The 24,838-nt window shown below is 44.3% G+C and carries 23 protein-coding genes; 9 read left to right on the top strand and 14 right to left on the bottom strand.

Going from position 1 to position 24,838, the window contains the following annotated elements; translation table 11 throughout:
* Window positions 1-37: 37 nt before the first annotated feature.
* Both AC1IR0_RS12880 and AC1IR0_RS12875 read left to right on the top strand, forming a co-directional pair.
* Window positions 38-484 carry a GNAT family N-acetyltransferase gene (locus tag AC1IR0_RS12880; protein ID WP_004731121.1) on the top strand — a complete coding sequence of 149 codons (447 nt, stop codon included), beginning with the start codon at window positions 38-40 and terminating at the stop codon, window positions 482-484.
* Between the two features lie 477 nt (window positions 485-961).
* Window positions 962-1,849 (top strand): EamA family transporter, encoded by an 888-nt coding sequence (locus AC1IR0_RS12875; RefSeq protein ID WP_409666130.1) that lies wholly within the window; start codon window positions 962-964, stop codon window positions 1,847-1,849.
* A 74-nt stretch (window positions 1,850-1,923) separates the two neighbouring features.
* On the opposite strand, the gene pcaD is transcribed toward AC1IR0_RS12875, so the two are convergent.
* The 12 genes from pcaD to AC1IR0_RS12815 form a co-directional block, all read right to left on the bottom strand.
* Window positions 1,924-2,703 (bottom strand): 3-oxoadipate enol-lactonase, encoded by a 780-nt coding sequence (gene pcaD / locus AC1IR0_RS12870; RefSeq protein ID WP_409666128.1) that lies wholly within the window; start codon window positions 2,701-2,703, stop codon window positions 1,924-1,926.
* A gap of 59 nt (window positions 2,704-2,762) precedes the next feature.
* Window positions 2,763-3,968 carry a 3-oxoadipyl-CoA thiolase gene (gene pcaF / locus AC1IR0_RS12865; protein WP_409666126.1) on the bottom strand — a complete coding sequence of 402 codons (1,206 nt, stop codon included), beginning with the start codon at window positions 3,966-3,968 and terminating at the stop codon, window positions 2,763-2,765.
* Between the two features lie 171 nt (window positions 3,969-4,139).
* Window positions 4,140-4,793 (bottom strand): 3-oxoacid CoA-transferase subunit B, encoded by a 654-nt coding sequence (locus tag AC1IR0_RS12860; protein WP_278357013.1) that lies wholly within the window; start codon window positions 4,791-4,793, stop codon window positions 4,140-4,142.
* A 21-nt stretch (window positions 4,794-4,814) separates the two neighbouring features.
* A complete protein-coding gene (locus AC1IR0_RS12855; protein ID WP_004731110.1) occupies window positions 4,815-5,486 on the bottom strand; it encodes a 3-oxoacid CoA-transferase subunit A in 672 nt (223 codons plus the stop codon).
* A gap of 37 nt (window positions 5,487-5,523) precedes the next feature.
* Window positions 5,524-6,744, bottom strand: a complete 1,221-nt coding sequence (gene benE / locus AC1IR0_RS12850; RefSeq protein ID WP_004894958.1) for a benzoate/H(+) symporter BenE — start codon at window positions 6,742-6,744, stop codon at window positions 5,524-5,526.
* A gap of 58 nt (window positions 6,745-6,802) precedes the next feature.
* Window positions 6,803-7,588 carry a benzoate diol dehydrogenase BenD gene (gene benD / locus AC1IR0_RS12845; protein ID WP_479741450.1) on the bottom strand — a complete coding sequence of 262 codons (786 nt, stop codon included), beginning with the start codon at window positions 7,586-7,588 and terminating at the stop codon, window positions 6,803-6,805.
* An 18-nt stretch (window positions 7,589-7,606) separates the two neighbouring features.
* A complete protein-coding gene (gene benC, locus AC1IR0_RS12840; RefSeq protein WP_479741449.1) occupies window positions 7,607-8,623 on the bottom strand; it encodes a benzoate 1,2-dioxygenase electron transfer component BenC in 1,017 nt (338 codons plus the stop codon).
* A gap of 92 nt (window positions 8,624-8,715) precedes the next feature.
* On the bottom strand, window positions 8,716-9,207 hold the full coding sequence (gene benB, locus AC1IR0_RS12835; RefSeq protein ID WP_479741448.1) for a benzoate 1,2-dioxygenase small subunit: 492 nt from the start codon (window positions 9,205-9,207) through the stop codon (window positions 8,716-8,718).
* A complete protein-coding gene (benA, locus tag AC1IR0_RS12830) occupies window positions 9,204-10,592 on the bottom strand; it encodes a benzoate 1,2-dioxygenase large subunit (protein ID WP_479741447.1) in 1,389 nt (462 codons plus the stop codon). The genes benB and benA overlap by 4 nt, the downstream gene beginning before the upstream one ends.
* 71 nt (window positions 10,593-10,663) lie before the next feature.
* A complete protein-coding gene (gene catA, locus AC1IR0_RS12825) occupies window positions 10,664-11,584 on the bottom strand; it encodes a catechol 1,2-dioxygenase (RefSeq protein ID WP_005100210.1) in 921 nt (306 codons plus the stop codon).
* Window positions 11,585-11,738: 154 nt separating this feature from the next.
* A complete protein-coding gene (gene catC, locus AC1IR0_RS12820) occupies window positions 11,739-12,029 on the bottom strand; it encodes a muconolactone Delta-isomerase (RefSeq protein ID WP_004647036.1) in 291 nt (96 codons plus the stop codon).
* A gap of 13 nt (window positions 12,030-12,042) precedes the next feature.
* Window positions 12,043-13,152 carry a muconate/chloromuconate family cycloisomerase gene (locus AC1IR0_RS12815; RefSeq protein WP_005262881.1) on the bottom strand — a complete coding sequence of 370 codons (1,110 nt, stop codon included), beginning with the start codon at window positions 13,150-13,152 and terminating at the stop codon, window positions 12,043-12,045.
* Between the two features lie 115 nt (window positions 13,153-13,267).
* On the opposite strand from AC1IR0_RS12815, the gene AC1IR0_RS12810 reads away from it, so the two are divergent.
* From AC1IR0_RS12810 to AC1IR0_RS12800, 3 genes are all read left to right on the top strand, one after another.
* Window positions 13,268-14,179 carry a LysR family transcriptional regulator gene (locus tag AC1IR0_RS12810; protein WP_174894382.1) on the top strand — a complete coding sequence of 304 codons (912 nt, stop codon included), beginning with the start codon at window positions 13,268-13,270 and terminating at the stop codon, window positions 14,177-14,179.
* 230 nt (window positions 14,180-14,409) lie between these two features.
* Entirely contained in the window at window positions 14,410-15,783 is a 1,374-nt protein-coding gene (locus tag AC1IR0_RS12805; RefSeq protein WP_005246252.1) for an MFS transporter, read from the top strand.
* A gap of 108 nt (window positions 15,784-15,891) precedes the next feature.
* Window positions 15,892-17,214, top strand: coding sequence for a DcaP family trimeric outer membrane transporter (locus tag AC1IR0_RS12800; protein ID WP_314106010.1), 1,323 nt, complete (start codon window positions 15,892-15,894; stop codon window positions 17,212-17,214).
* 48 nt (window positions 17,215-17,262) lie between these two features.
* On the opposite strand, the gene AC1IR0_RS12795 is transcribed toward AC1IR0_RS12800, so the two are convergent.
* Complete coding sequence (locus tag AC1IR0_RS12795) at window positions 17,263-18,684, bottom strand: aminotransferase-like domain-containing protein (protein WP_153566405.1); 1,422 nt, start codon at window positions 18,682-18,684, stop codon at window positions 17,263-17,265.
* Window positions 18,685-19,062: 378 nt separating this feature from the next.
* Here AC1IR0_RS12795 and AC1IR0_RS12790 point away from each other — a divergent pair, with 378 nt between their 5' ends.
* The 4 genes from AC1IR0_RS12790 (at window position 19,063) to AC1IR0_RS12775 (ending at window position 23,841) form a co-directional block, all read left to right on the top strand.
* The gene (locus tag AC1IR0_RS12790) at window positions 19,063-20,700 is read left to right on the top strand and encodes a long-chain-fatty-acid--CoA ligase (RefSeq protein ID WP_313564252.1); all 1,638 of its coding nucleotides are present in this window, start codon (window positions 19,063-19,065) and stop codon (window positions 20,698-20,700) included.
* 298 nt (window positions 20,701-20,998) lie between these two features.
* Complete coding sequence (locus tag AC1IR0_RS12785) at window positions 20,999-22,021, top strand: flavin reductase family protein (RefSeq protein ID WP_409653899.1); 1,023 nt, start codon at window positions 20,999-21,001, stop codon at window positions 22,019-22,021.
* A 42-nt stretch (window positions 22,022-22,063) separates the two neighbouring features.
* Window positions 22,064-23,230: a fatty acid desaturase family protein gene (locus AC1IR0_RS12780; RefSeq protein ID WP_409653902.1), complete on the top strand. Its 1,167-nt coding sequence runs from the start codon at window positions 22,064-22,066 to the stop codon at window positions 23,228-23,230.
* 260 nt (window positions 23,231-23,490) lie between these two features.
* Entirely contained in the window at window positions 23,491-23,841 is a 351-nt protein-coding gene (locus AC1IR0_RS12775; protein ID WP_479741446.1) for a hypothetical protein, read from the top strand.
* Window positions 23,842-23,910: 69 nt separating this feature from the next.
* On the opposite strand, the gene AC1IR0_RS12770 is transcribed toward AC1IR0_RS12775, so the two are convergent.
* Entirely contained in the window at window positions 23,911-24,639 is a 729-nt protein-coding gene (locus tag AC1IR0_RS12770; protein ID WP_409653906.1) for an HAD family hydrolase, read from the bottom strand.
* Window positions 24,640-24,838 lie beyond the last annotated feature (199 nt).

The raw sequence follows: 24,838 nt of genomic DNA, 5'->3' as shown, positions 1-24,838 counted from the left end.
AATGTGAGCAAGCTAATAAAGAGGAATTAAAAAAAACATGAAAATTAGAAAAGCCAATCTTCAGGATACTCGTGCCATTGTCGATGTGATTGCACCCTTTGTCGATGCCGTGATCAGTTCGGAAGAAGGTCGCCAGCGCTTTCAGCCTGAGATGATCCAGACCATTTTCGAGCGTCCGGACATTCATTATTTTGTGGCAGAAATCGATCATCAGGTGATAGGCGTCGTGGCTTATATGGAACCTGCACACTTCATGCATTTTTTCCTGAACCAAGTCTATCAGGGGCAGGGTTATGGCCGCCGGCAAATGTGGCACTTTTTAGAAAGCGAGATCCGCCGTCAAGGCCATTCAATTATTACGGTAAAATCCAGTCTTTATGCCTTGGATATTTACAAGCGCTTTGGTTTTGTGGAAACGGGAAAATACACGGAAGAACATGGAATCCGTTTTATCCCGATGCGAAAGGATTATCCAGATTTTTAAAAGAAAATTAAAAAAACTGTTAGGCACAATTTTATATTCCAAAATTTTCCAAAAAAATGGTCATTTTCTGACTGTTTTATAGGTGATTTCACCTATAACAATGTGCCATTACTTGAGATAGCATCCGGCGATCTGGTACAGGGGTATTCGTCTTCACTGATGAATACTTGTTGTTATTGCATTTCATATTGGAGCCAAGTAGAAAAGAGTTTAATTACACTTCAGGTCTAATTACATACTTTAAACATATAGAATAAATACACACTGTACACATCAGCCTAGGAAGGTTTGACTAAGCAAAATTAGTACCATTTTCACGTTTTAAAATGACTGGCAGATCACATTGCATTTTTTCAGCTGGAATCTTTCCAAATTAAGCCAAACTTTCTGCTATCGGCCAGCATTCTATTTTTAATTAGTCAGCGCTTTTGTTAAGGCATAGAATTAATTCACCTTTGTAGCAATAGCGCTCAGTAGATGGCATTCAGCTGGATTTTCTTTACTTTAATGGCTGCATTTATGCAGGCTTGGCGTAACGCCTTTCAAAAACAGCTCAGCACTACGGTCGATATGTGGGGAGTCACCCTGGCACGCTTTATTTTCGGTTTGCCATTCGCTGCGCTTTACCTGAGCAGCCTGTATTATTTCAAGCCATTTGAAAGTGTGGTTCACTTCACGCCCAAGTTCTGGGTCTATGTAGTGATTGCAGGTTGCAGCCAGATTTTAGCTACGGCACTGATGGTGCAACTGTTCAAGCAAAAAAATTACGCGGTTGGGGTGGGGTTGGCGAAAAGTGAAGCCATTTTAGCCGCCATTATTGGTGTGACCTTATTAGCAGATCATTTGTCATTTTTGGCCTGGATTGGTGTGGCGCTGGGCGGATATGCGGTATTTTTATTGAGTAAAGGCCAACAGGTCAGCGGGTTTTCAACCAGAACACTGGCTATTGGCATCGGAAGCGGTTTAAGTTTTGCCATCACCTCACTTCTGGTACGCGAAGCCAGTCTGGAATTAACCACTTTACCAACCTTGCATCGTGCGGCCTGGGTGTTGTTAATGGTGATCAGTTTTCAGTGTATTAGTATGCTGATTTACCTCAGCCTATTCAGTCGCCAGACTTTAGTGGCCATGTGGCAGCGTCTGGGCTTAACTTTTAAAGTCAGTTTGTGCAGTTTTATGGCATCGCTGGGCTGGTTTACTGCCATGAGCATGATGAGTGTGCCGGTGGTCAAAACCTTAGGACAAATTGAGATTCTGTTTAGTATGCTGATTTCGGCATATTTCTTTAAAGAAAAACTTGCACGTACCGAGCATTGGGGTCTGGGCTTAGTAGTGATTGCAGCGATTTTAGTGATCTGGACCTGATGTAGAACCAGTTTTTTAAATCTAAGCATAAAAAAGCCACTGATCAACAGTGGCTTTTTCTTTGCATTTATTGTTTAAGCAGCAATAAATTTCTGAACCGCCTGATTAAAGGCTTCTGGTTGTTCCATATTGGAAATGTGCGAAGCATTGATTTCAAACAACTGGCTTTGTGCAATTTCAGCTTGCATGGCTTGTCCATCTGCAACTGTCGTCACCGGGTCTTGCTGACCGGCCACAATCAGTACCGGCACTGATATCGTTTTGATCTGTTCACGTAAATCCGCCTTAGCCAAAGCTTCGCAACAACTTGCATAACCTTCCGGGCTGCCAGCTCCAAGGTCGTTTGAAAGTTCTGCAACTGTCGCTGCGTTGCTCTGGATAAAGGGATCGGTAAACCAGCGTGATGCTGCAGTCGAGGCAATCGGTGCCAGACCTTGTTCACGCACCAGTGCGGCACGTTCCAGCCAGGCTTGTTCCTGACCAATCTTGGCAGCAGTATTGCAGATAATCACGTGGCTAAAACGTTCAGGTTTGTTAATCGCTAACCATTGGCCGGTTAAACCACCCATAGAAATGCCACAGAAAGCGGCTTTCTGGATATTCAGATGATCCAGCAGATTGACCACATCCTGACCTAACTGTTCAAGACTATACGGACCTTGTGGTGCAGAGGAAGCCCCATGACCACGAGTGTCATAACACACAACAAAATAATCTTGCTGGAAAAATTCAATTTGTGGTTGCCACATGCTGAATTTAGTGCCCAATGAGTTAGAAAAAACCAGGGCAGGTTTGCTGGCATCACCAAAGGTCTGGTAATTGATCTGGGCATCTTTGGATGTAAAAGTTGGCATTGAAATCCCTCCCGACCTCCCTTTAAAAAAGGGAGGAGGTTTATCTTTTTAATAGGTTGTTAGACGCGTTCAATAATCAAAGCGATGCCTTGACCGACACCAATACACATTGAACAAAGACCGTATTTACCGCCAGTTTGTTCCAGCTGGTTGAGTGCAGTGGTCACCAGACGCGCACCAGATGCACCGAGTGGATGACCCAAGGCAATCGCACCGCCGTTCGGGTTGACTTTTTCCGAACCATCTTCAATGCCTAGGTCACGGGTACATGCCAGTGCTTGGGCAGCAAAAGCTTCATTCAGCTCGATCACATCCATCTGATCTAAAGTCAGGCCGGTTTGAGCCAGCAATTTCTTGATAGCAGGTGCTGGACCAAAGCCCATGATGCGTGGTTCAACACCCAAAACCGTTGAGCCAATGATTTTGGCACGTGGTTTTAAGCCGTGTTGAGCAACCGCTTCATCAGATGCGATTAATAGGGCAGCCGCACCATCGTTAATACCAGAAGCATTACCTGCTGTAACCGTACCATCAGCTTTGACCACAGGCTTCAGTTTTGCCAGAGCTTCTGCAGTGGTAGATGCACGTGGATGTTCATCAGTATACACAACGATCGGCTCGCCTTTACGCTGCGGAATCACCACAGGAATGATTTCATTTTTATAGAAACCTTTGGCCTGCGCTGCTGCAGTACGTTGCTGGCTGGTCAGGGCAAACTTGTCCTGGTCTTCACGGTTGATGTTGAACTGTTCCGCCAGATTTTCAGCCGTTTGCGGCATGGTTTCTACGCCGTACATTTCTTTCAGTTTCGGATTGATAAAACGCCAGCCCATGGTGGTGTCTTCAATCTTCTGGCTACGGCCATACGCCGTTTCTGACTTGCCCATGACAAATGGCGCGCGTGACATGCTTTCTACACCACCAGCAATAATCAGATTCGCTTCACCGGCTTTAATCGCACGTGCAGCCATCGCGACTGCATCCATTGATGAACCACACAGGCGGTTTACGGTCGTCGCTGGCACCTGGTAAGGCACACCTGCAAGCAGTGAAGACATACGACCGACGTTACGGTTGTCTTCACCGGCCTGGTTGGCACAGCCATAGATCACGTCATCGACCTGTTCCCAGTTTACCGATGGATTACGTTCCATCAAGGCTTTGATTGGTACAGCACCTAAATCATCTGCACGGACAGGCGCGAGGCCGCCGGCATAACGACCGAATGGAGTGCGGATGGCATCGATAATATATGCATTTTTCATTTATTGAATCCTTTTACCTCCCTTAATCCCTCCTGAACGGAGGGAGACTTACCCGGACTCAAAAAGCTTTGAGTTTCGATATAAAGTCTCCCTTTCTTGCACATCAACTTAAAGTAACGCTTAAGTCTTACTCAGGAGGATGAGGGGGATTTTAAATTTCTTTAAAGCGTCTTAACCTTGAGTCGCATCAATCAGTTTGGCACCAGTCATTGATTGCAATTCTTCAAATGACAGACCTTCGACTTTTTCAATCACTTTCATCCCTTCAGGCGTGACATCAATCACGCATAGGTCGGTATAGATACGGTCGACACATTTCAGGCCTGTAGCCGGATAAGACAGTTCAGCCACAATTTTTGGCTCACCTTTTTTGGTCACATGATCTGTGGTAATAAAGACTTTCTTGGCACCCACAGCCAGATCCATCGCACCGCCGACTGCTGGAATTGCATCTGGAGCACCAGTATGCCAGTTGGCCAGATCGCCATTTTCAGCGACCTGGAATGCACCCAGTACAGCGATGTCTAAGTGACCGCCACGCATCATTGCGAAAGAATCGCCGTGATGGAAGAAAGAACCGCCTTCAAGTAAGGTCACGAATTCTTTACCAGCATTAATCAGTTCAGGATCGCGGTCTTCTTCAGCAGGAGGAGGACCGAAAGCCAGCAGGCCATTTTCAGAATGCAGGAAGACGTCTTTATCGCTTGGCAGGTAGCTGGAAATCTTGGTCGGTAAACCAATACCGAGGTTCACATAAGCGCCATCAGGAATGTCTTGTGCCACACGTTCAGCGATCTGGTCACGGGTCAGTTTGCTATAGCTCATTTCTTTTCTCCTAATCCGTGATTACTGTGCAGGTTTAACTTGAACAACGTGTTGAACAAAAATTCCCGGGGTGATGATGTGCTCTGGATCCAGTGCACCGAGTTCAACCACTTCAGAAACTTGAGCGATGGTCACATCTGCTGCCATGGCCATGATCGGGCCGAAGTTACGCGCAGATTTACGGTACACCAGATTGCCCCAACGATCGCCTTTAGAAGCTTTAATCAGGGCAAAGTCAGCTTTAATTGGATTTTCTAAAACGTAGTCTTTGCCTTCATAGTTCATGGTCGGTTTGCCTTCTGCCAGCAAAGTACCAAAACCGGTAGGGGTATAGATTGGACCTAAGCCCATACCTGCTGCCTGAATACGGCAAGCCAGATTACCTTGCGGCACCAGTTCCAGTTCAATCTTGCCTGCACGATATAACTCGTCAAATACCCAGGAATCTGACTGACGCGGGAAAGAGCAAATGATTTTACGGACAGCGCCAGCTTTAAGCAGTTTTGCTAAACCATAATCGCCATTACCGGCATTGTTGTTGACAATAATCAGGTCTTTAATACCCAATTCGATCAGACCATCAATCAGTTCAGCAGGCTGACCCGCTGTACCAAAGCCGCCGATCATAATGGTAGAACCGTCCTTGATCTGGGAGAGTGCTTCTTTCAATGATAATGAACTTTTATCTATCATAATCTGGTCCTTACATATCCTAAACTGATGGATGTCTTTAAACTCGTTTTGAATCTGATGCTGTAACCGGAACTGCGTTACGGTTTTTCTGTGACAGCAGAAAATGCGCTACCAGGCCAATGCAAATTCCCCAAAAGACTGAACTCAGTCCCAAGAAATGCATGCCGGAAGCAGTCGCTAAAAAGGTGATCAGTGCTGCATCACGTTGCGACTCTTTGCCCATGGCCACGGAAATGTTGGTGGCAATCGCACCCAGTAATGCCAGTCCTGCCAAAGCCGCAATTAATTCTTTGGGCATCAGGCTAAAAAGCATGACAATGCTGCCGGCAAATAAGCCGCCTAAAATGTAAAAAAGCCCATTCGCCACACCAGCGATATAACGCTTTTCTTTCAGCTCGTGGGCATCTTTCCCCAGACATAAAGCAGCTGTGATCGAGGCCAAGACAATCGTGATACCACCTACACAGGCCACTGCAAGCGAGGCAATACTGGTTGCACTAATAATTGGCTTGGCGGGCATGTCATAACCACTGAGTTTGATAATCGCCATTCCCGGTAAAAACTGGCCAGACAGGCTGACCAGAATCAGGGGGAGGGCCAGATTCAGGGTTGAACTCCAGGTCCATTCTGGTGCAATAAATTGCGGAATCGCCAGACTGAAATCTGCTGTGACCGGGTTAATCTTACCCAATAACATGCTTAAAACCACACCCGCAACCAGCACCCAGACCATGGCATAACGTGGACTGAAACGCTTGGCCAGCAAAAATACCGCCAGCATGCCAAAGACGATATAGGGCATGGTATCGGTCGCGGTAAACAACCCTAAACCAAACTGCAGTAAAATCCCCGCCATCATTCCGGCAGCGACTTCCTGGGGAATCCAGGACAGCAATTTGTCGAAATAACCGGTAATCCCAATGAAAAAAATCACCACGGCAGAGGTGATATAGGCAGCAACCGCTTCATTGAGCGAAATATCAGGAAACAGCGTGACTAATAAAGCCGTTCCGGGTGCAGACCAGGCGGTGACGACAGGTATTTTGTATTTAATCGATAAAAAGATACCTGCGAGTGCAGCACCAATAGAAATTCCCCAAATCCATGAAATCATCATGTCCGGGGAAACCTGGGCTTGCTGCGCCGCCTGGAAAAAAATGATCAGTGGCCCTGAATAGGAAATCAGCACTGCTAAAAATCCTGCAACAGTTGCTGAAATTGACCAATCATTTTTTAATGTCTGAAACAGGGTATTCATTGGTGATGTGCCTCCTTGCGTCGAACCATGAGCCTGTTAAAAATCGTGATGATCAGGACTAGCCTTGATCACCACCACCGACTGGTACCACGGTACCTGTCATATAAGATGATTCATCGGAAGCCAGGAATACAATCGTATTCACTTGCTCCTGAATCGTACCGTAGCGTCCCATGAAAGTACGGTCAATGGTCTGATCAACCACTTGCTGCATCCATTCCTTTTCAGATTCAGTCAGTGGATTGGCATTGCGCGGTACTTTACGTGGTGGTGCTTCAGTACCACCTGTCGCGATTGCATTGACACGGATTCCGTCTTTAGCATGTTCAAAGGCAAGGGAAGCGGTCAGGCCGTTCACACCACCTTTCGATGCCGAATATGGCACACGGTTAATCCCGCGTGTCGCAATAGAAGATACGTTTACAATGGTACCCTTCTGATTTTTAATCATTTCTGGTAAAACTGCACGGCAGCACCACAGCGTTGGAAACAGCGAACGGTTCACTTCCTTGATAATTTCCTCTTCAGAAAATTCCTCGAAAGGTTTCATCCAGATCGCGCCACCGACGTTATTGATGAGCGCATCGACACGACCATAGGTTTCTAGCGCTTTTTCAACGACTGACTGAGCACCGGCAAACGTTTCCAGATTGGCTTTGACGGTAATCGCATCACCGCCAGTCGCTTCAATTTCAGCCAGAACTTCTTCCACATAAGGGGAAAGATCAGCCATGACGACTTGAGCGCCTTCGCTCGCCACTTGCAGCGCGACACCGCGCCCGATGCCCTGAGCGGCACCGGTCACGATTACAACTTTATTTTCAAATCTTTGACGATTAGACATTGAATAAATTCCCTCTAGTTAGTTTGCAGAGAATTTTTCAAACAGGAAGCTTGCAGGTTTTACGCCTTCTGCTTCTAGCCAGCCGCGAACCGCTTCAACCATTGGTACCGGGCCACACAGGTAGATATCAACCTCACCAGCATTTAGCCATTCATTTTCAATATGGCCAGTGACATAGCCTTTACGTTCATGTGCAGATTCTGGGTTTGCCACTACAGTACGGTATTCGAACCACGGGAATTTATCTTGTAGTTCATTCAGTTTTTCAATGGCCACCAGATCAAAATCATTGGTCACACCAAATACCAGACGCACTGGATGCTCTGAACCTTTTTCTTCCAGCACTTGCAACATCGACATGAATGGTGCAATACCTGTACCACCCGCCAGCATCAAGACAGGGCGGGTCACAGGGCGCAGGTAGAAGCTACCAAACGGACCGGTAAAGGTCATTTTGTCGCCAGCTTTGGCATTTTTGCTCAAGAATTCACTCATTTTCCCGTTCGGTACATTACGTACTACGAAACCAGTCAGGCGATTACCCGGTTTTGAGCTGAATGAATAAGAACGGGTTTCTGTGGTGCCTGGAATACTAACATTGACATATTGACCTGCCAGAAAGTGAATGTCTGGTTGACCTTCGTCTAACTGGATATCAAAAGTAATAGTTGAATCAGACAGGTTTTCTACACGCGCCAGCGCACCCTGGAAAGTATGAATTTCGGTTTTACACACTTCTGAAGAAGCCTGAATCTGGAACACTGCATCTGACGTTGGCTTACATTGACAAGCCAGAATATAACCTTCAGCGGCTTCTTCAGGTGTTAGTGCATCTTCAATATAAGTTTCTTCAGGCATGTCAAATGAACCTGATTCACAAAACGCACGACACGTTCCACAAGCACCATCACGGCAGTCCAAAGGAATATTGATCTTTTGACGGTAAGCTGCATCAGACAGGGTCTCGCCCTGGGCAACAGAAATAAAACGTGTAACGCCATCTTCAAATTGAAGTGCAACATTGTGGTTTGACATGGCTGAATATCCTATATAAATCTTTGTAACTGGACCCTCCAGCCAATTTTCCATCTGGCTAAAGGGTTTTACCTGGCTGTAATAAAACAGTCTTAGAGGTGATAGATGTCGATAACCTGATTGATGTAATCGTTTTTCAGTACCACGTATTTGCTTAAAATCTGTGGTTTATCGCCTGAGAAATCAATTTCATAACGAGACATACCGAAGTAGCTGTAACTTGTTTTGTAACGGAAGCTCAAAGTATTCCAGTTAAAACGTACAGTCACTTTGTCGCCATCACGTTCAACAATTTCAATATTGCTAAGGTTATGGCAGGTACGTGTATCCGGCATGGTTGCAGATGAACGTTCAGTCTTGATCCGGAACACGCGGTCTTCTAAACCTTGACGGTCTGGATAGTAAATCAATGAGATTTCAGACTGTGGATCTGTGGTCAGCTTGTCATCATCATCCCAGGCTGGCATCCAGAAAGACGCAGTAAGGGCATAACACGTCAACCAGTCATCCCATTGTTCATCATCTAAAAAGCGGGCTTCTTGATACAGGAACTGAGCAATATTTTCTAAAGTGATGTCGCTCATGCGTTTTCTCCTTCAGTAGATGCTGCAATTTCTTTTTCAGTTGCAATGCCTTTTTTGATCAGTTCTAACCAGTACTGGTGCTGAGCAAGGTAGAGACCTTCGTCTTCAGTTTTAATACCAGACAGTTTTGGTTTTAACCCAATTTCGTTGGCAGCATCGTCCGGGCCTTGGATCCAGTGTTTAGAACCACGGCACATGTCGTTCCATTCCAGCGCGATACCGGCATAACCTGCCTGACAAGCACGGAATTCTTCAAGATCGTCTGGGGTTGCCATACCTGAAGCATTGAAGAAATCTTCATACTGACGGATACGACGGGTACGTGCTTCCGGCTCTTCGCCTACAGGCGCGATACAGTAGATCGTCACTTCAGTCTTATCGACAGAAATCGGGCGCAGCACACGGATTTGTGAACCGAACTGATCCATGAAGTAAACGTTTGGATAGATACACAGGTTACGTGAACGTTCGATCATCCACTTCGCCATAGCTTCGCCATATTGCGCAGTGTATTCATCTTTCTTGGCAAAGTTAGGACGGTCTTCCGGGTTAGCCCATTGCGTCCAAAGCAGCATATGACCGTGTTCAAAGCCGTAAGAACCACCGCCTTGTTTGCCCCATGCGCCTGCGCTCATGGCACGGATGTTGTCACCCGCCTGTTTTTCTTTACGTTGCTGAGTGGTTGCAGCATAGTTCCAATGTACAGCAGACACGTGATAACCATCAGCACCGTTTTCAGCAGTCAACTTCCAGTTACCTTCATAGGTATAAGTCGAAGAACCACGTAAAACTTCCAGACCTTGTTCAGACTGATCCACGATCATGTCAATGATTTTGGTCGCTTCACCCAGGTATTCTTCCAGAGCAGGGACATCCGGATTCAAGCTGCCGAACAGGAAACCTTTATAGCTTTCAAAACGCGCAACCTTTTTCAGGTCATGTGAACCGTCTTTGTTAAAGCAGTCTGAATAACCCGCTTCAGCCGGATCTTTAACTTTTAATAACTTGCCGGAGTTATTGAACGTCCAGCCATGGAATGGGCAAGTATAAGTTGCTTTATTGCCTTTCTTGTTACGACACAATTGAGCACCGCGATGCGAACAGGCATTGATCATGGCATTCAGTTCACCTTGACGGTTACGTGCAATGATGATCGGCTGACGACCAATATAAGTAGTATAGAAGTCGTTATTGTTTGGAATCTGGCTTTCATGTGCCAGATAAACCCAATTGCCTTCAAAGATGTATTTCATCTCAAGGTCAAACAGGGCCTGGTCTGTAAATACTGAACGGTGTAGTTTAAATTCACCAGATTCATAGTCATCCACCAGTAGTTCGTCAATGCGGTCTAAATGGCTGGTGTTAATTACGGGAATACGAGGCATGTCCTTTCTCCGACTTTCCAAGGGGGAAGTCAGCGGGATATATCTCAAGGCATATCCCGCTTCTTAATGTATTAAGCGCTAGCGCGGCGACGATCAACTTCAGTAGAAGGTGCGTCTTGTTTCTCTTTCACGAGTTCAATATCAAATTGAATGTGTTTGAAAGGACCGTTTAGACCACGTTTTGCAATTTCAGCTTCATCAGTCACGTCAACCGCAGTTGCAACCAAGCCTTCACGAGTAGCGAATGCAAAGTCATCCCACAGGTATTGGTCGCCTTCAATATTGAATTGAGTAGTCAGCTTGCGGTAACCCGGTGCAGATACGAAGTAATGTACGTGCGATGGACGGTTACCATGACGGCCTAACTTGTCCAGTACAAACTGAGTTGTACCTTCTGGAGGGCAGCCATAACCTACTGGCATTGTCGTCAATGCAGTATATTGACCATCGGCAGCGGTAATGATGCTGCGACGCAAGTTAAAGTCAGACTGTGACTTGTCAAAGAATGAGTAGTTGCCCAGGCTGTTTGCATGCCAGATTTCAACTTTGGCACCTTCAACACGGTTGCCGTCAGTATCCGTCACTGTACCTTCAATGATCAGCGTCGGGATTTTGCCTTCTTCAGAACCATCATCCATACGTGCAAAGCTTACAGTTTCAGGTGCGCCAGCGACATAAAGTGGGCCTTCAATCGTACGTGGCGTACCGCCAGTAATACCTGCTTTAGCATCCGCTTCATCAGCACGTAAGTCTAGGTAGTGTTCCAGACCCAAACCTGCAGCCAATAAACCTAATTCGTTCGCTTGACCGGCATCAGTAAAGTATTCCAGACCTTTCCACAGTTCTGACTGGGAAATATCAAGATCTTCGATCGCTTGGAAAAGGTCACCCAATAAACGCACAACAACTTGTTGTACACGTTCATCTACAGGACCTGTCGCTGTATCAACGTTCATTTGCTTAACTAATGCATCAATTTCTTGGCGATTCATACTATTGCTCCTAAAGTATGTCTTTCATCTTTTAGTGGCGCACTTTTTTAGCTTTCATTGGCTGGCTAAATCTGGCTGGCCACAATCCTTGTTGAGGTACCCTCTGTTTTCGATTCGGAAGGGGAATCCGGTGACTCCCAATCCGCTCATTTAATCAACTGTCGTCATCTCGAACTGAAGATGGGTGACGGTTTAATGCCATCACTTCAATGTTCATATAAGGATAGAGAGGCAAGCCTTGTAACAGGTTGTGCAACTCTTCATTGCTTTCAACATCAAAAATACTGATGTTTGAGTACTGGCCCGTGATGCGCCAGATATGACGCCATTTGCCTTGACGCTGCAATTCCTGTGAATAAGCCTTTTCAACAGCCTTAATTTCGTTTGCCTGTTCAACTGGCAGATCACGTGGAATGTTTACATCCATACGTACGTGGAAAAGCATGGGTTTCTCCTAATTACTGACGACGCAAGTTGTCAATCTTGTTTTCATCCAACTCAATCCCCAGACCTGGTCCTTTCGGAATCTCAAGTTCAAAGTTTTGATAGTTGAGCGGGGTTTTCAAAATATCTTCAGTCAGCAGTAAAGGACCAAACAGCTCGGTACCGAACGCCAGACTTTCAAAAGTAGAGAACACATGTGCCGAAGCAATCGTGCCCACCGGGCCTTCCAGCATGGTGCCGCCATACAGGTCAATACCTGCAAGTTTGGCAATCTTGCCTACTTCACAGCCTTCAATCAGGCCACCCGACTGGGCAACTTTGACTGCAAAAACAGATGAACCGTTTTGTTTGGCAATCTCATACGCTGAGTGCGGGCCCATTAACGATTCGTCTGCCATGATGGCAACATCAAAACGTCGGGTCAGACGGCGCATGGCATCCAGGTTATCAATCGCACATGGCTGTTCGATCAGATCAACACCGCCATCTTGCAATAACTTAATGCCTTTAATCGCCTCCAGTTCTGACCAGGCACGGTTCACATCGACACGGATCGAAACGTCTTTACCTAAGGCTTTCTTAATTGCCAGCACATGTTCAACATCTTCTTCTACCGGACGCGAACCGATTTTCAGTTTGAAAATGTTGTGGCGTTTTGCCGCAACCATTTTCTCTGCTTCAGCAATATCTTTTTCGGTATTGCCAGAAGCCAATACCCAAAGAACTGGAATACTGTCACGTAAGCGGCCACCGAGGACTTCGCTTAATGGCAAACCTAAACGTTGTGCCTGAATGTCTAAAAGTGCAGTCTGAATCGCACATTTAGCAAAACGGTTACCATTAATATTCTTTTTGATTGCTTGTAATGTTTGTGCAACATTTAAACCGGATAACGTTTTTAAAAGAGGCGCAAAATAAGTTTCAATATTAACTTTTACGCTTTCCGGGCTTTCATCACCATAACCTAAGCCACCGATAGTTGTTGCTTCACCCCAACCGATGTAACCATCTTCAGTGGTGATTTTGACCAATACCAGGGTCTGGGTTTGCATCGTCGCCACTGCCATCTTGTGAGGGCGAATGGTTGGAATTTCTACCAGCAAGGTTTCAACTGACTTATACATAATACGGGTTCACATTCTTGCTTTAATGCTTTGACTTGATATACCTTAAAAGAATAATGTTGATTGGTCTAAGATCGATTTAGCATTTTTTTATACTTTAAAGGTATTTAGAGCCATGGAACTCAGACATTTGCGTTACTTCGTTGCCGTCGTCGAAGAACAAAGTTTTACCAAAGCGGCAGAAAAACTGTTTATTGCTCAACCACCTTTGAGCCGACAGATCCAAAATCTAGAGCAAGAGCTCGATATTCAGCTATTTGAGCGTGGTAGCCGCCCGCTAAAAACCACTGAAGCCGGTCAATTTTTCTATCAGCATGCTGTTAAACTTTTGTCTAATGCGGAAGAAATCAAATCGATGACCAAGCGGATTGGTATCGCGGATCGCACCATTAGCATTGGTTTTGTCGGCTCTTTATTGTTCGGCTTGCTGTCGCGTATTGTGTTTCTATTTAAGCAGCAACATCCCCAGCTCAAAATTGAGATGATGGAAATGAATACCTATGAACAGATTCAGGCGCTGAAAGAGGGAAGAATTGATGTCGGTTTTGGCCGTTTAAGAATCTCGGATCCTGCGATAAAACGCGTGTTATTGCGTGAAGAACGCCTAGTGGTGGCGGCTCACTCAAGTCATGTACTGGCTCATCGTGAAAATATACATTTATCTGAACTGGTCGATCAGCATCTGTTCTTATATCCGAATACTGGAAAGGCAAATTTCTCTACCCAGGTTCGTGGCATATTTTCCGAGTATGGTCTGGAACCGAAAAATATCCGGATTGTCCGTGAGTTACAGCTGGCACTGGGCTTTGTCGCTGCTGGAGAAGGCGTCTGCATCGTACCGGAAAGCGCACAAAACATTAAATTAGCCCATCTCAAGTTTGTACCTCTAGCAGATGCTTTTGCAGTGAGTCCTGTCTTTATGGCGATGCGCAATATGGATGAAAGCGAATACATTCGTTACCTGTTTGATGCTGTGTATCAAGTCTATGATCTTGAAGCGCTAAAATACGATCGATCGGTATTTTAATCGCTAAAAATCGTGTGAATGATATAGCATTAAAAGCCTATGAGGATGCGATAAAAACAACCTGTTTTAGAAAACATAATGATTGAGTAATATATTTATTAATTAATTGAATAGTTTAATTTGACCCAGACCTTATAGGTATAAAGCCATGCCTATTCAGTTTTAGACATTTTTTCCTATTTTCTGCATTGTGAGCAGCATAAGTTGAACTTCACAATTAGGAGGTGGAGATGTCTACAAATAAAGTGAATATAAATACGCTGATTGATGAAGCGAAATTCACACCCTTTCATTGGGGTGTTTTGATCTGGTGTTTGCTGATCATTATCTTTGACGGTTATGACCTGGTCATCTATGGGGTGGCGTTGCCGTTACTGATGCAGGAATGGTCGCTAAGTGCGGTACAAGCGGGCATGCTGGCCAGTACTGCCTTATTCGGAATGATGTTTGGTGCCATGAGTTTCGGTACTTTATCCGATAAACTCGGCCGTAAAAAAACCATCATGATCTGTGTGGCTATTTTTAGTGGGTTTACCTTTATCGGTGCCTTTGCCACATCACCAGTCGAATTCGGAATTTTACGTTTCCTGGCTGGCCTTGGAATTGGCGGTGTCATGCCTAACGTCGTGGCATTGATGACCGAATATGCGCCTAAACGTATCCGCAGTACGCTGGTTGCCCTGATGTTTAGTGGTTATGCCATTGGCGGGATGACTTCTGCGCTACTCGGTGCATGGTTGGTGCCACAATTTGGTTGGAAAATCATGTTCCTGCTTGCAGGCGTTCCATTGCTCATCTTGCCGATTCTATGGAAATATCTGCCAGAATCCCTGATGTACCTGACCAACAAGCAACAGACGGCTCAAGCACACACTATTATTCAGAAAATTTCTCCGACACAGGTCATCACTAGTGACACCCAGTTTGTACTGAATGAAGTGCAAAAAGGGGATGAGGCACCATTAAAAGCACTCTTTCAACAAGGCCGTAGCTTCAGTACCTTTATGTTCTGGCTGGCATTCTTTATGTGCCTGTTGATGGTCTACGCCTTGGGTAGCTGGTTGCCAAAACTGATGATTCAGGCAGGTTACTCGCTGGGTGCAAGTATGATCTTCCTGTTCGCCCTGAATATTGGTGGAATGGTGGGTGCCATTGGTGGTGGATATCTCGCAGATAAATTCCATATCAAAAAAGTGCTGACTATCATGTTCTTATGTGGTGCCATTGCATTAATTCTGCTTGGATTTAACAGTCCGCAATTCGTTCTATATACCTTGATTGCTGTGGCAGGCGCTGCAACGATTGGCTCACAAATTCTGCTCTATACCTTTGTGGCGCAGTATTATCCGTCGACGGTACGTTCTACCGGTATGGGTTGGGCATCAGGTATTGGACGTATTGGTGCGATTGTTGGGCCGGTACTCACTGGTGCTTTATTAACCATGAATTTACCGCATCAAATGAACTTCTTTGCAATTGCGATTCCTGGCGTAATCGCTGCGCTGGCAATTTTCCTGGTGAACTTAAAAACTTCCGTAGATGGCCAAGCCCTTGCAACACCTGATGTGAAGCCGAATCCATTGGCAAAAGAAGCGACACATTAAGTTAGATTTCAATCAATAAAGATAATATTCCCAATGATATAGATCGCCATCGTAACGGGTGGTGATCTGTTGCTAGAATCGAAACGCATAATAAAAAGCGAGTTTAGGATGAACACGACACAATTATTTAATCAACCAACAATCACATTCAAGCGCACAGTTCTGATGAGCATGATGACAATGAGTTTAGGGGGCATCAGCTTGTCGACTCAAGCACAAACCTCAGCTCAGTCTAATCAGCAGGAAATTGAACAACTGCGTCAGGAAGTTCAGGCTCTACGCGCACTGGTTGAGCAACAGCAACGACAGACGGCCGTAGTCACTGCACATGTTGCAGCAACACCCGCTCCAGCAAGCAAACCTGTCATGAAAATTGCCAGTGGTGCCGAATTTAATCTTTATGGAAATATTCGTGCCGATGCCTCTTATCAGGCTGAAGGTGGTTCAGCAGCACGTATGTATAACCAGATTAATGCGGTACCTTTAGAAGGTGTCGGTGAGCGTAGTGATGAATTTAAATCTACTCTGGCTGCAACCCGTTTAGGCATGGATTTTAAAGCACCAGTCGGTGCTGGAGATAAAGCTTTAAGCGGTAAAGTTGAAGTGGATTTTCTGGGCGGCGCAAGCTTTGATAACTTGCGTATCCGTCATGCTTATATCAGCTATGCCAACTGGTTGATCGGTCAAACCTGGTCGAACTTTGCGGTGCCAGATTATATTCCGGAAACTGTAGATGCATTAGTTTACGCTGGCGGTTCAATTAAACGGACGCCACAAGTTCGTTATACCAGCACAATCAGTCCTGAAACCAATCTAGTATTTGCAGTAGAAGATCCTAAAGATGCAACCATTACTGGTATTAAACAACGTCTACCTGCTTTAACGGCACGTTTAAATCATAAATTTGCTGATAATCTTACAGTCAGTGCCCGTGCGATGGGGAATGAAAAGCGTGTCAATGAAGATGAAAAAACTGCATGGGGTGTAGGTTTAGGTGCCAAATACGAGTTTGTTCCAGGCACCAGCTTTAAGGCAGATTATTATCATGTCAAAGGTGATAGCAGTTTTGTCTCTTACGCCAATCCAGGTGTCGTTACAGCTGCTAATGGAGATCTTCTACAGAGTGAATTCGACTCGATTACAGTCGGTCTAACGCAGCAGTTTAATGATAAATTGCGTGGTACTATAGGCTATGGTTATATGAATTTCGACCAAGATAATGGATATCTTGCTGCTCCTGGTCTGAATCTAACAGCAGTGAACAAAGACCTTTGGCAGGCTTGGGCCAATGTGTTCTATAACCCTACAAAACCGCTGAGTTTCGGCCTGGAATATGTCTATGGCGAACGTGAAGCATTGGGTGCTGCACCAAATGGCAGTACAAAAGGTGAAGACAACCGAGTTAATGCGGTTGCTATTTACAACTTCTAAGACTTCTTTCAATGAGAGAGTCTGATCTGTAACAGAAGCGTGGATGAATTAATCCGCGCTTTTGCTATTTTGGAGAATGGTTTCTGCCAGCAGATTGACTGCATCTTCAATCTTGGCTGTCCATTCAAACGAACAGTTCAGCCGAATATAATGTTGGCTGGCAGGCTCAGGCTTAAACAGCAGTGCAGGGGCAATTGAAATATGCTGTTGAAGCAATTGTTGATAGAGCTGCTGGGCATCGACTTCTTTAGGCAACTCAATCCAAAGAAAATAACCGCTGGAATAATAGTAAATTTCACAGATGCTTCCTAAACGTGCTTTAAGTTCCTGATAAAATTTCTTTTTATATTTTTCCAGATGCTGCCTTAAATGCCTCAGATGTTTTTCATAATGATGATGTGAAATAAACTCGACCAGCGCATTTTGAAGTAAGGGACTGACCGTTAAAGTGCTCATGAGCTGTAAGTGCTGAATGGCATCGGAAAATGGGCCGGCATACACCCAGCCGACGCGTGCACCCATCCCAAGCGTTTTCGAAAATGAGGCGCAGTGCAAAACCATCTGATGTTGATCAAAATATTTAACCGGTAACGGTTTGGATGAACCATAATTTAGTTCCTGATAAACATCATCTTCGATTAAATACACCTGATATTCATACAAGAGTTCCGCAATTCTCTGTTTGATTTCAGAACTGACGGTAAAACCAATCGGATTATGAGCATTCAGCATCAGCCAGCACACCTTAATCGGGTACTGTTTTAAAGCCTGTTCAAATGATTCCAGATCAAAGCCAAACTGTGGATGTTCCGGAATCGTAATCACCTGTAATCCCAGACGCTCGGCTGCCTGCCAGGCACCATAAAATATGGTTTGCTGTAGCAGAATAAAATCACCGGGTTGGGTTAAGGCCTGTAAAGACAGATTCAATGCTTCTAGTGCACCGGATGTAATGACAATGTCATCTTGATTGCAGGTAACTCCTTGTAATTGATAACGGTTAGCAATCAGTTGCCGCAAGTTCTGATTGCCGGGCGGCATATGATTCTGGTTGTTATAACTGCTTTTTCTTTTGGCCTGCTGCGCCAGAATCTGCATAAATTTGGCGTTATATAACAGCTCTGCATTGGGAAAGGCAGAACCAAAAGGCACAATCTCTGCTGACTGAGTCGATTTTAAATAATTAAATACCACCGAATTGATTTGAATTTTAGGATTTAAACCAATCTGGGCAGACTGTTTGCTATTGAGCAGAGCTTGAGTGTGTTCTGCAACGTAATAGCCCGATTTGTCTTTGGCATAGAGCAGCCCTTGCGCTTCAAGTTCCTGATAAGCATTGAGTACAGTCATCAGGCTATAACCAGATAATTGGGTCTGTTCGCGAAGTGAAGGTAATTTTTCATGTGCCTTCCATACGCCATTTTCAATCATCTGACGAATATTTTGTGCCAGTTTTTCAGACTTATACATATACTTTCTTGAACTAAAACTGTTCTAATTATTTTGATTTATAGCATATTTTAGGATGCTTAATATAACAAAAGGGAGGAATAGGATTATTGACATTCTATTTTTAAGCTTGAGTCTTGATGCACGACAATTAAAGTGAAAATCAGATCTCAGATTTTCTGTGTAAATTTTATCTCTACGTAAATCGTATTCCCATTTTTATACGCCTCAGTCACTTGGCTTAATTTGTCACAATTCGATACTTACAAAGTTAGATTTCCTTGCTAAATTCGATCCACATGATGATAAAAAGTAAGTTACGGTTTCAGATCGAGCCATCATGCAACTATAACAACGATACGCAAATACGGACCAATAACAAGCACAAAGGAGTGGAGAATGCTCGGAAATATGATGTTTCAGCCTTTACTGATCAGCAGCATGATTGAACATGCAGGACGCTATCATGCCGATACCGAGGTAATTTCCAAAAATACCGATACCAGTATTACAGTGACCAATTGGGGAGAAATTCACCAAAACTCGAAACGTTTTGCCAATGCATTACAACAACTCGGCTTAGCGCAGGGAGATCGGGTCGCGACTATTGCCTGGAATAATCATCGCCATTTAGAGTCCTGGTATGCCATTTCTGGCAGTGGCCTGGTCTGTCATACCATTAACCCGCGCTTATTTCCGGAACAGCTGATTTTTATTATGAATGATGCTGCGGATCGCGTGGTGCTGTTCGATAAAACATTTGTCCCTTTAATTAAAGCCGTGAAAGCGCTGTTGAGCTCAGTCGAGCATTTTATCTGTCTGGATGCAGCTGATCCGGCAGTTAGAGAAGCGATACCAGAAGTACAATTTTATGATGATCTGATTGCCGGCCAAAATGCAGATTTTGAGTGGCCAACACTTGATGAAAACTCGGCAAGCTCTCTGTGTTATACATCAGGAACCACGGGCAATCCCAAAGGTGTGCTGTTTAGCCATCGCTCTACGGTATTACATAGCTATGCCATCATTTTACCTGATTCCTTAAATGTCTCGGCTGCCGACATTATGTTGCCTGTGGTGCCGATGTTCCATGTGAATGCGTGGGGCACACCGTATGCCGCTGCGATGGTGGGATGCACTTTGGTCCTTCCTGGACCGGGCCTGGATGGCGCCAGTCTGGTCAACCTGATTGATAATTATCAGGTTTCGGTAGCACTTGGTGTGCCGACCATCTGGCAGGGTTTGATTGCCGCCGCAAACCAGTCAGGCTCCAAACTGGAAAGCCTAAAACGGAATGTAGTAGGTGGATCGGCATGTCCACCGGCCATGCTAAGAGCTTTCAAAGAACAGTTTAATTGTGAAACGATCCATGCCTGGGGCATGACGGAAATTAGTCCACTGGGTACAGCGAATCAGCTCAAGACCAAACATTTGCATCTGTCTGATGAAGAAAAATTGCAGATTCGTCTGTCCCAAGGTCGTCCGCCATTCGGGGTTGACCTACGTTTGACCGATGCAGAAAAAGGGACGCATGAAATTGAACGTGATGGACAGACCACAGGAAATTTACAGGTCAAAGGGCATTGGGTCATCAGCCATTATTTCGGCAAGGAAGAATCAGCACTAACTGCAGATGGCTGGTTTGATACCGGCGATATTGCTACGCTGGATCAGGATGGTTTTATGAAACTCAGTGACCGTTCTAAAGATTTAATCAAGTCTGGCGGAGAATGGATTTCATCGGTGGAACTGGAGAATATTGCCATGGGACATCCGGAAATTGCGATGGCTGCCGTAATTGCCGCCCAGCATCCTAAATGGGATGAGCGCCCGGTATTGATTGCCATTAAAAAGCCGGACAGCCAGCTAAGTGAAACTGATCTGCTGGAATATTATGCAGACAAGGTAGCCAAATGGCAGATTCCAGACCGAGTCGTATTTGTTGATGCGATTCCACTCAGTGGTACTGGTAAAATGCTGAAAAAAGATCTGCGTGAATTATATGGGACTATTCTTTTGGAGCAGGCAGCAGGTTAAAGCGTCATTTAATCTGAAAATTCCTACATGAAGTCAAAAAACTGATCTCGAATAGAGATCAGTTTTTTTATGTACAGGCTAAGCAGCGTTGTCTGTTTAAAAATGCTTTTTCTCAATCCATATCGCCTTGATCGATACTTTTAGATGATATTGTCCGACAAAAAGTCATATTATATGGCTTAGGCACATAATTTGACCTGTATTGACATGGTCTGAATGTGAGAATTCTTTATCCTGAGCAATATAATAATTAGACAGTTGTACATTAATAAAACTGTCTGCGGATAAGGGGATAAAAATGACAAGCATGCCAACCTATCAGCCGCATTGGATCCGGGAAGATTTCATTGATTTTATTGGTGAAAAAATCCATCCAACCTGGGCAATTAAAAAAGTTAAGGCTGCCGTTATGGGCATTCAATCCATCAGCCCTGACTTTTTCAAAATTCACTTACGTCCAAATCATAATTTTAAAGCCAAGTCATTTCAGGCCGGCCAGAATATTGCAGTGACTGTTAGACTCGATGGCATACGACATCAGCGACATTATTCTGTGGTGACGGTATTGAAAAATGGTGATCTGATCATTGCGGTTAAACAGCAGGGCAAAGTGTCACGTGCCTTAAGCCTGATGCAAATTGGTGCCGTGATCGAAATATCACAGCCGCAAGGCGAGTTCACATTGCAAAAATCTACGCAGCCGATTTTATTCCTGGCTTCAGGCAGTGGGATTACGGCCATTTATTCCTTGCTGCAAAAAGCAGTGATCCAGTCTCTGGAACAGATCGACCTGATCTATTTCACTCGAGATGATGCCTTTCATGCTGAACTGAAAACCTTGGTTCTCATGCATCCAAACTTGAAATATCACCATTTCAATACTGTGGAACACCAGCAGCATCTGACGCAGAGCTTATTGCAAAAGCTGGTGCCAGACTTTGCAGAACGAAAAATTTATGCTTGTGGCTCCGCCGGGATGATGAAAGCTGCACTGAAAATCGTTGATAAACTGGAATTGAAATCCAATTTTCATTCGGAATATTTCCAGATTGTGGTCGATGAAAAAATTAAAGCACAGCCGGTAGAGTTTTTAAGATCGCAGCGAGAGTTTCAAGCGCAGTCCAATTTACTGGAGAGTGCTGAAAAATCTGGTTTGCGACCAGCGCATGGCTGCCGGATGGGCATCTGCAACACCTGTTCCTGTACCAAGGTCAGTGGTTCGGTACGGAATGTCCTGACCGGTGAAATTGATCATGGCAATAATACCCAGATCAAACTGTGCATTTCTCAGGCAGTGAGTCCTGTGGTGATTAATTTATAAACCATTGATAAGCCATTAATTAAACTATAAGAAGGTGCTCCCATGAATATGCAAATTGATTTTAAAAGACATAGCAAAAGCCAATTTCTTAGCCCTGAACAGATTGAGGAATTCGGTGCCAAGGTCGATGCAATCCGCCGCGAGGTCATGGATGATCTGGGGGAAAAAGACGCCGAATATATTTATAAAATTCGAAACTTTGTCCGCTATAGCGAAATTGCCTCACGTGGCATGCTGATGTTTGCCGGCTGGTTGCCACCGGTATGGCTGGCAGGGACAGGTCTGCTCGGTCTTTCCAAAATCGTGGAAAATATGGAACTCGGCCACAATGTCATGCATGGCCAGTTCGACTGGATGAATGATCCGAGTCTGAACGGTGCGACCTATGATTGGGATACGATTTCAACCGGCGATGACTGGAAATACACGCACAACTATATTCACCATACTTATACCAATATTGTCGGAATGGATCATGATGTCGGTTATGGGCTGATTCGAGTTAGTGAATCACAAAAATGGGAACCACGTTTTCTGTTCAATATTCCATTGGGCATTCAGTTAATGGTGTTTTTCGAATGGTATGTTGGCCTGCAACGTTTGCATCTGGAAGATGTGATTGCCTATAAAACCAAAACCTGGAAAGAAGTCTGGGAAGAAGCAGCACCTTTGCGCCAGAAGATGCGTCGTCAGGTGTTAAAAGATTATGTGTTTTTCCCGATTATTGCAGGGCCAAATGCCATTCCGGTATTTACCGGAAATGCGGTGGCTAATGTGATTCGCAGTCTATGGGCTTCTGCCGTCATTTTTAACGGTCATTTCACTGAAGATGCTGAAACCTTTGAGATGGACAATACCGACAATGAAACCCGTGCCGAGTGGTATTTACGCCAGATTCGTGGTTCGAGCAATTTTAGTGGAACAACTTGGCTACATATCTTGAGTGGTAATTTGAGTCATCAGATTGAGCATCATCTATTCCCGGACATGCCCGCCAATCGCTATGCGCAGGTTGCGCCAAAAATCAAAGCGCTCTGTGCAGAATATGGTATTCAGTATAACGAAGCCAGCTTCATGAAACAGTTTTCTACAGTGTGGGTAGGTCTGGCTAAATGTTCTCTACCGAATCACTGGACTGAGCAGGTGGTTGAAAAAACCCATGCTGCCAAATCTGTATTCAACTACTTTAAAGCGAAACTATTGTCATAATTTTTAAGCTTTACTTATTCACCATTTTGGTACTCCTCAATAGATTTGAATGGTCTATTGAGGAATTTTTTTTTGACCTTTATCAGATTCAATATCATTAAAATCCTCCTGTTTATGAATAAAATATGGATACAGATTTCAAAAAATGACGAAAGCAAAACACATCCAGTACTGCTGAAACGCTTTGCCTACAACAACCTGCTTCAGCCCTAAGAGCTTCTCTCTATAATGGCCGCGTCGTTACACTTAAGGTCTCAGTTTTGAAACATCTTAAATATTTTTCAGCAATTCCATTATTAGTACTTTTAACTGCTTGTAACACCACTGAAGCACCCGCACCAGATTATCAGGGCAACTGGAAAAACACCGTGGAAAATCCAAAACTTGAAAATATTCTGGTTATTTCAAAAAATGGTGAAAATTATCTGATTACCAATACGATCAAAGATAAGGAAACCGGTAAAACCGAGAAAAAGAATCCAATGCCCGCTGCAGTGAACGAAAATGGCATGCTTCAGTTGAACGCAGGTTCAGGTATGGTCGATTTTGCAATCGATGAGAAAACCGGAAATCTGGTTGGTTCAGGCTCAATCTATAAAAAAGCCAAATAGTCAGCAAGATTTTTAAGCCACAAATAGTATTCAAGATGTCATGAACAAGGATGCTTCATGGCATCTTTTTTAGTGGATGTTGTTATTGAATGAACTTAATAATTCAGCAAAATTTTCGACATAATAATTTGCTTTGGCTTTGATCAAATCTATTTCATGAGCGGAGTGCTGGTCATAAATTCCCACTACCTCGATGCCCGCATGATTTGCTGCTTCTACACCGACTAGAGAGTCTTCAATAATTAGACATTCCTCAGGTCGAAGGTTAAAGGCTTGCAAAACATTCAGATAAACTTCGGGATGAGGTTTAATGTTCTGGACATTTTCACGGGTGAGAATCAAGGAAAAGTCCTCATCAAAGCTGATTTTAGAGTTAATATTTCGATTGTTATCCTGATAGCGCTGTACATTGAATAAACTGGTGGTGGTGGTCAAAGCCAGTGATATCTGTTGCTGTTTTAAAGCCTGAATCAGGAGGTCTGCCTGAGGTTTTAACTCGACGATATAATCAAGAAAATGTCGGGAAATACTATAACGACGATTTTTTACTTCTTCTTTAGCTGGTTCAAAACCGTATTGTTCTTTTAAAAATCCACAATATTCCAGATAAGGATCTGACATATGTCTCAAGGCGGTAAGTTGAAGATCGCGCTGTTGCTGAATCTGAATCTCATGTAAATCGACTTTTCTGTTGGAGAGCTCATCAATCAGGGCTGCATCTACCTGATTCCAGATGCCTACAGAATTAATCAACGTACCATCTAGATCAAAACAGACCAGCTTTTTATCCTGAAACATATAAGATTTCTCTGTATTTTTACCATTTATTCGGTGGGGCTGAGTATATCGCATACGATTTAAATGTTTAACTGACCTGAGCAAACTGGTTGTAAATTTTGCACTGGAATACTTTTTAATGAATTTATTCATCTGGTAAAAGTATTTTTTATGGAAAATTACAGCGAGTTTAATCCTGAAAATAGTGGCAAAGTGTTAT

This window comes from Acinetobacter sp. 129952 (assembly GCF_056642055.1).
The sequence above is the reverse complement of the archived record's forward strand: the minus strand, read 5'-3'. Positions and strand labels throughout refer to the sequence as shown.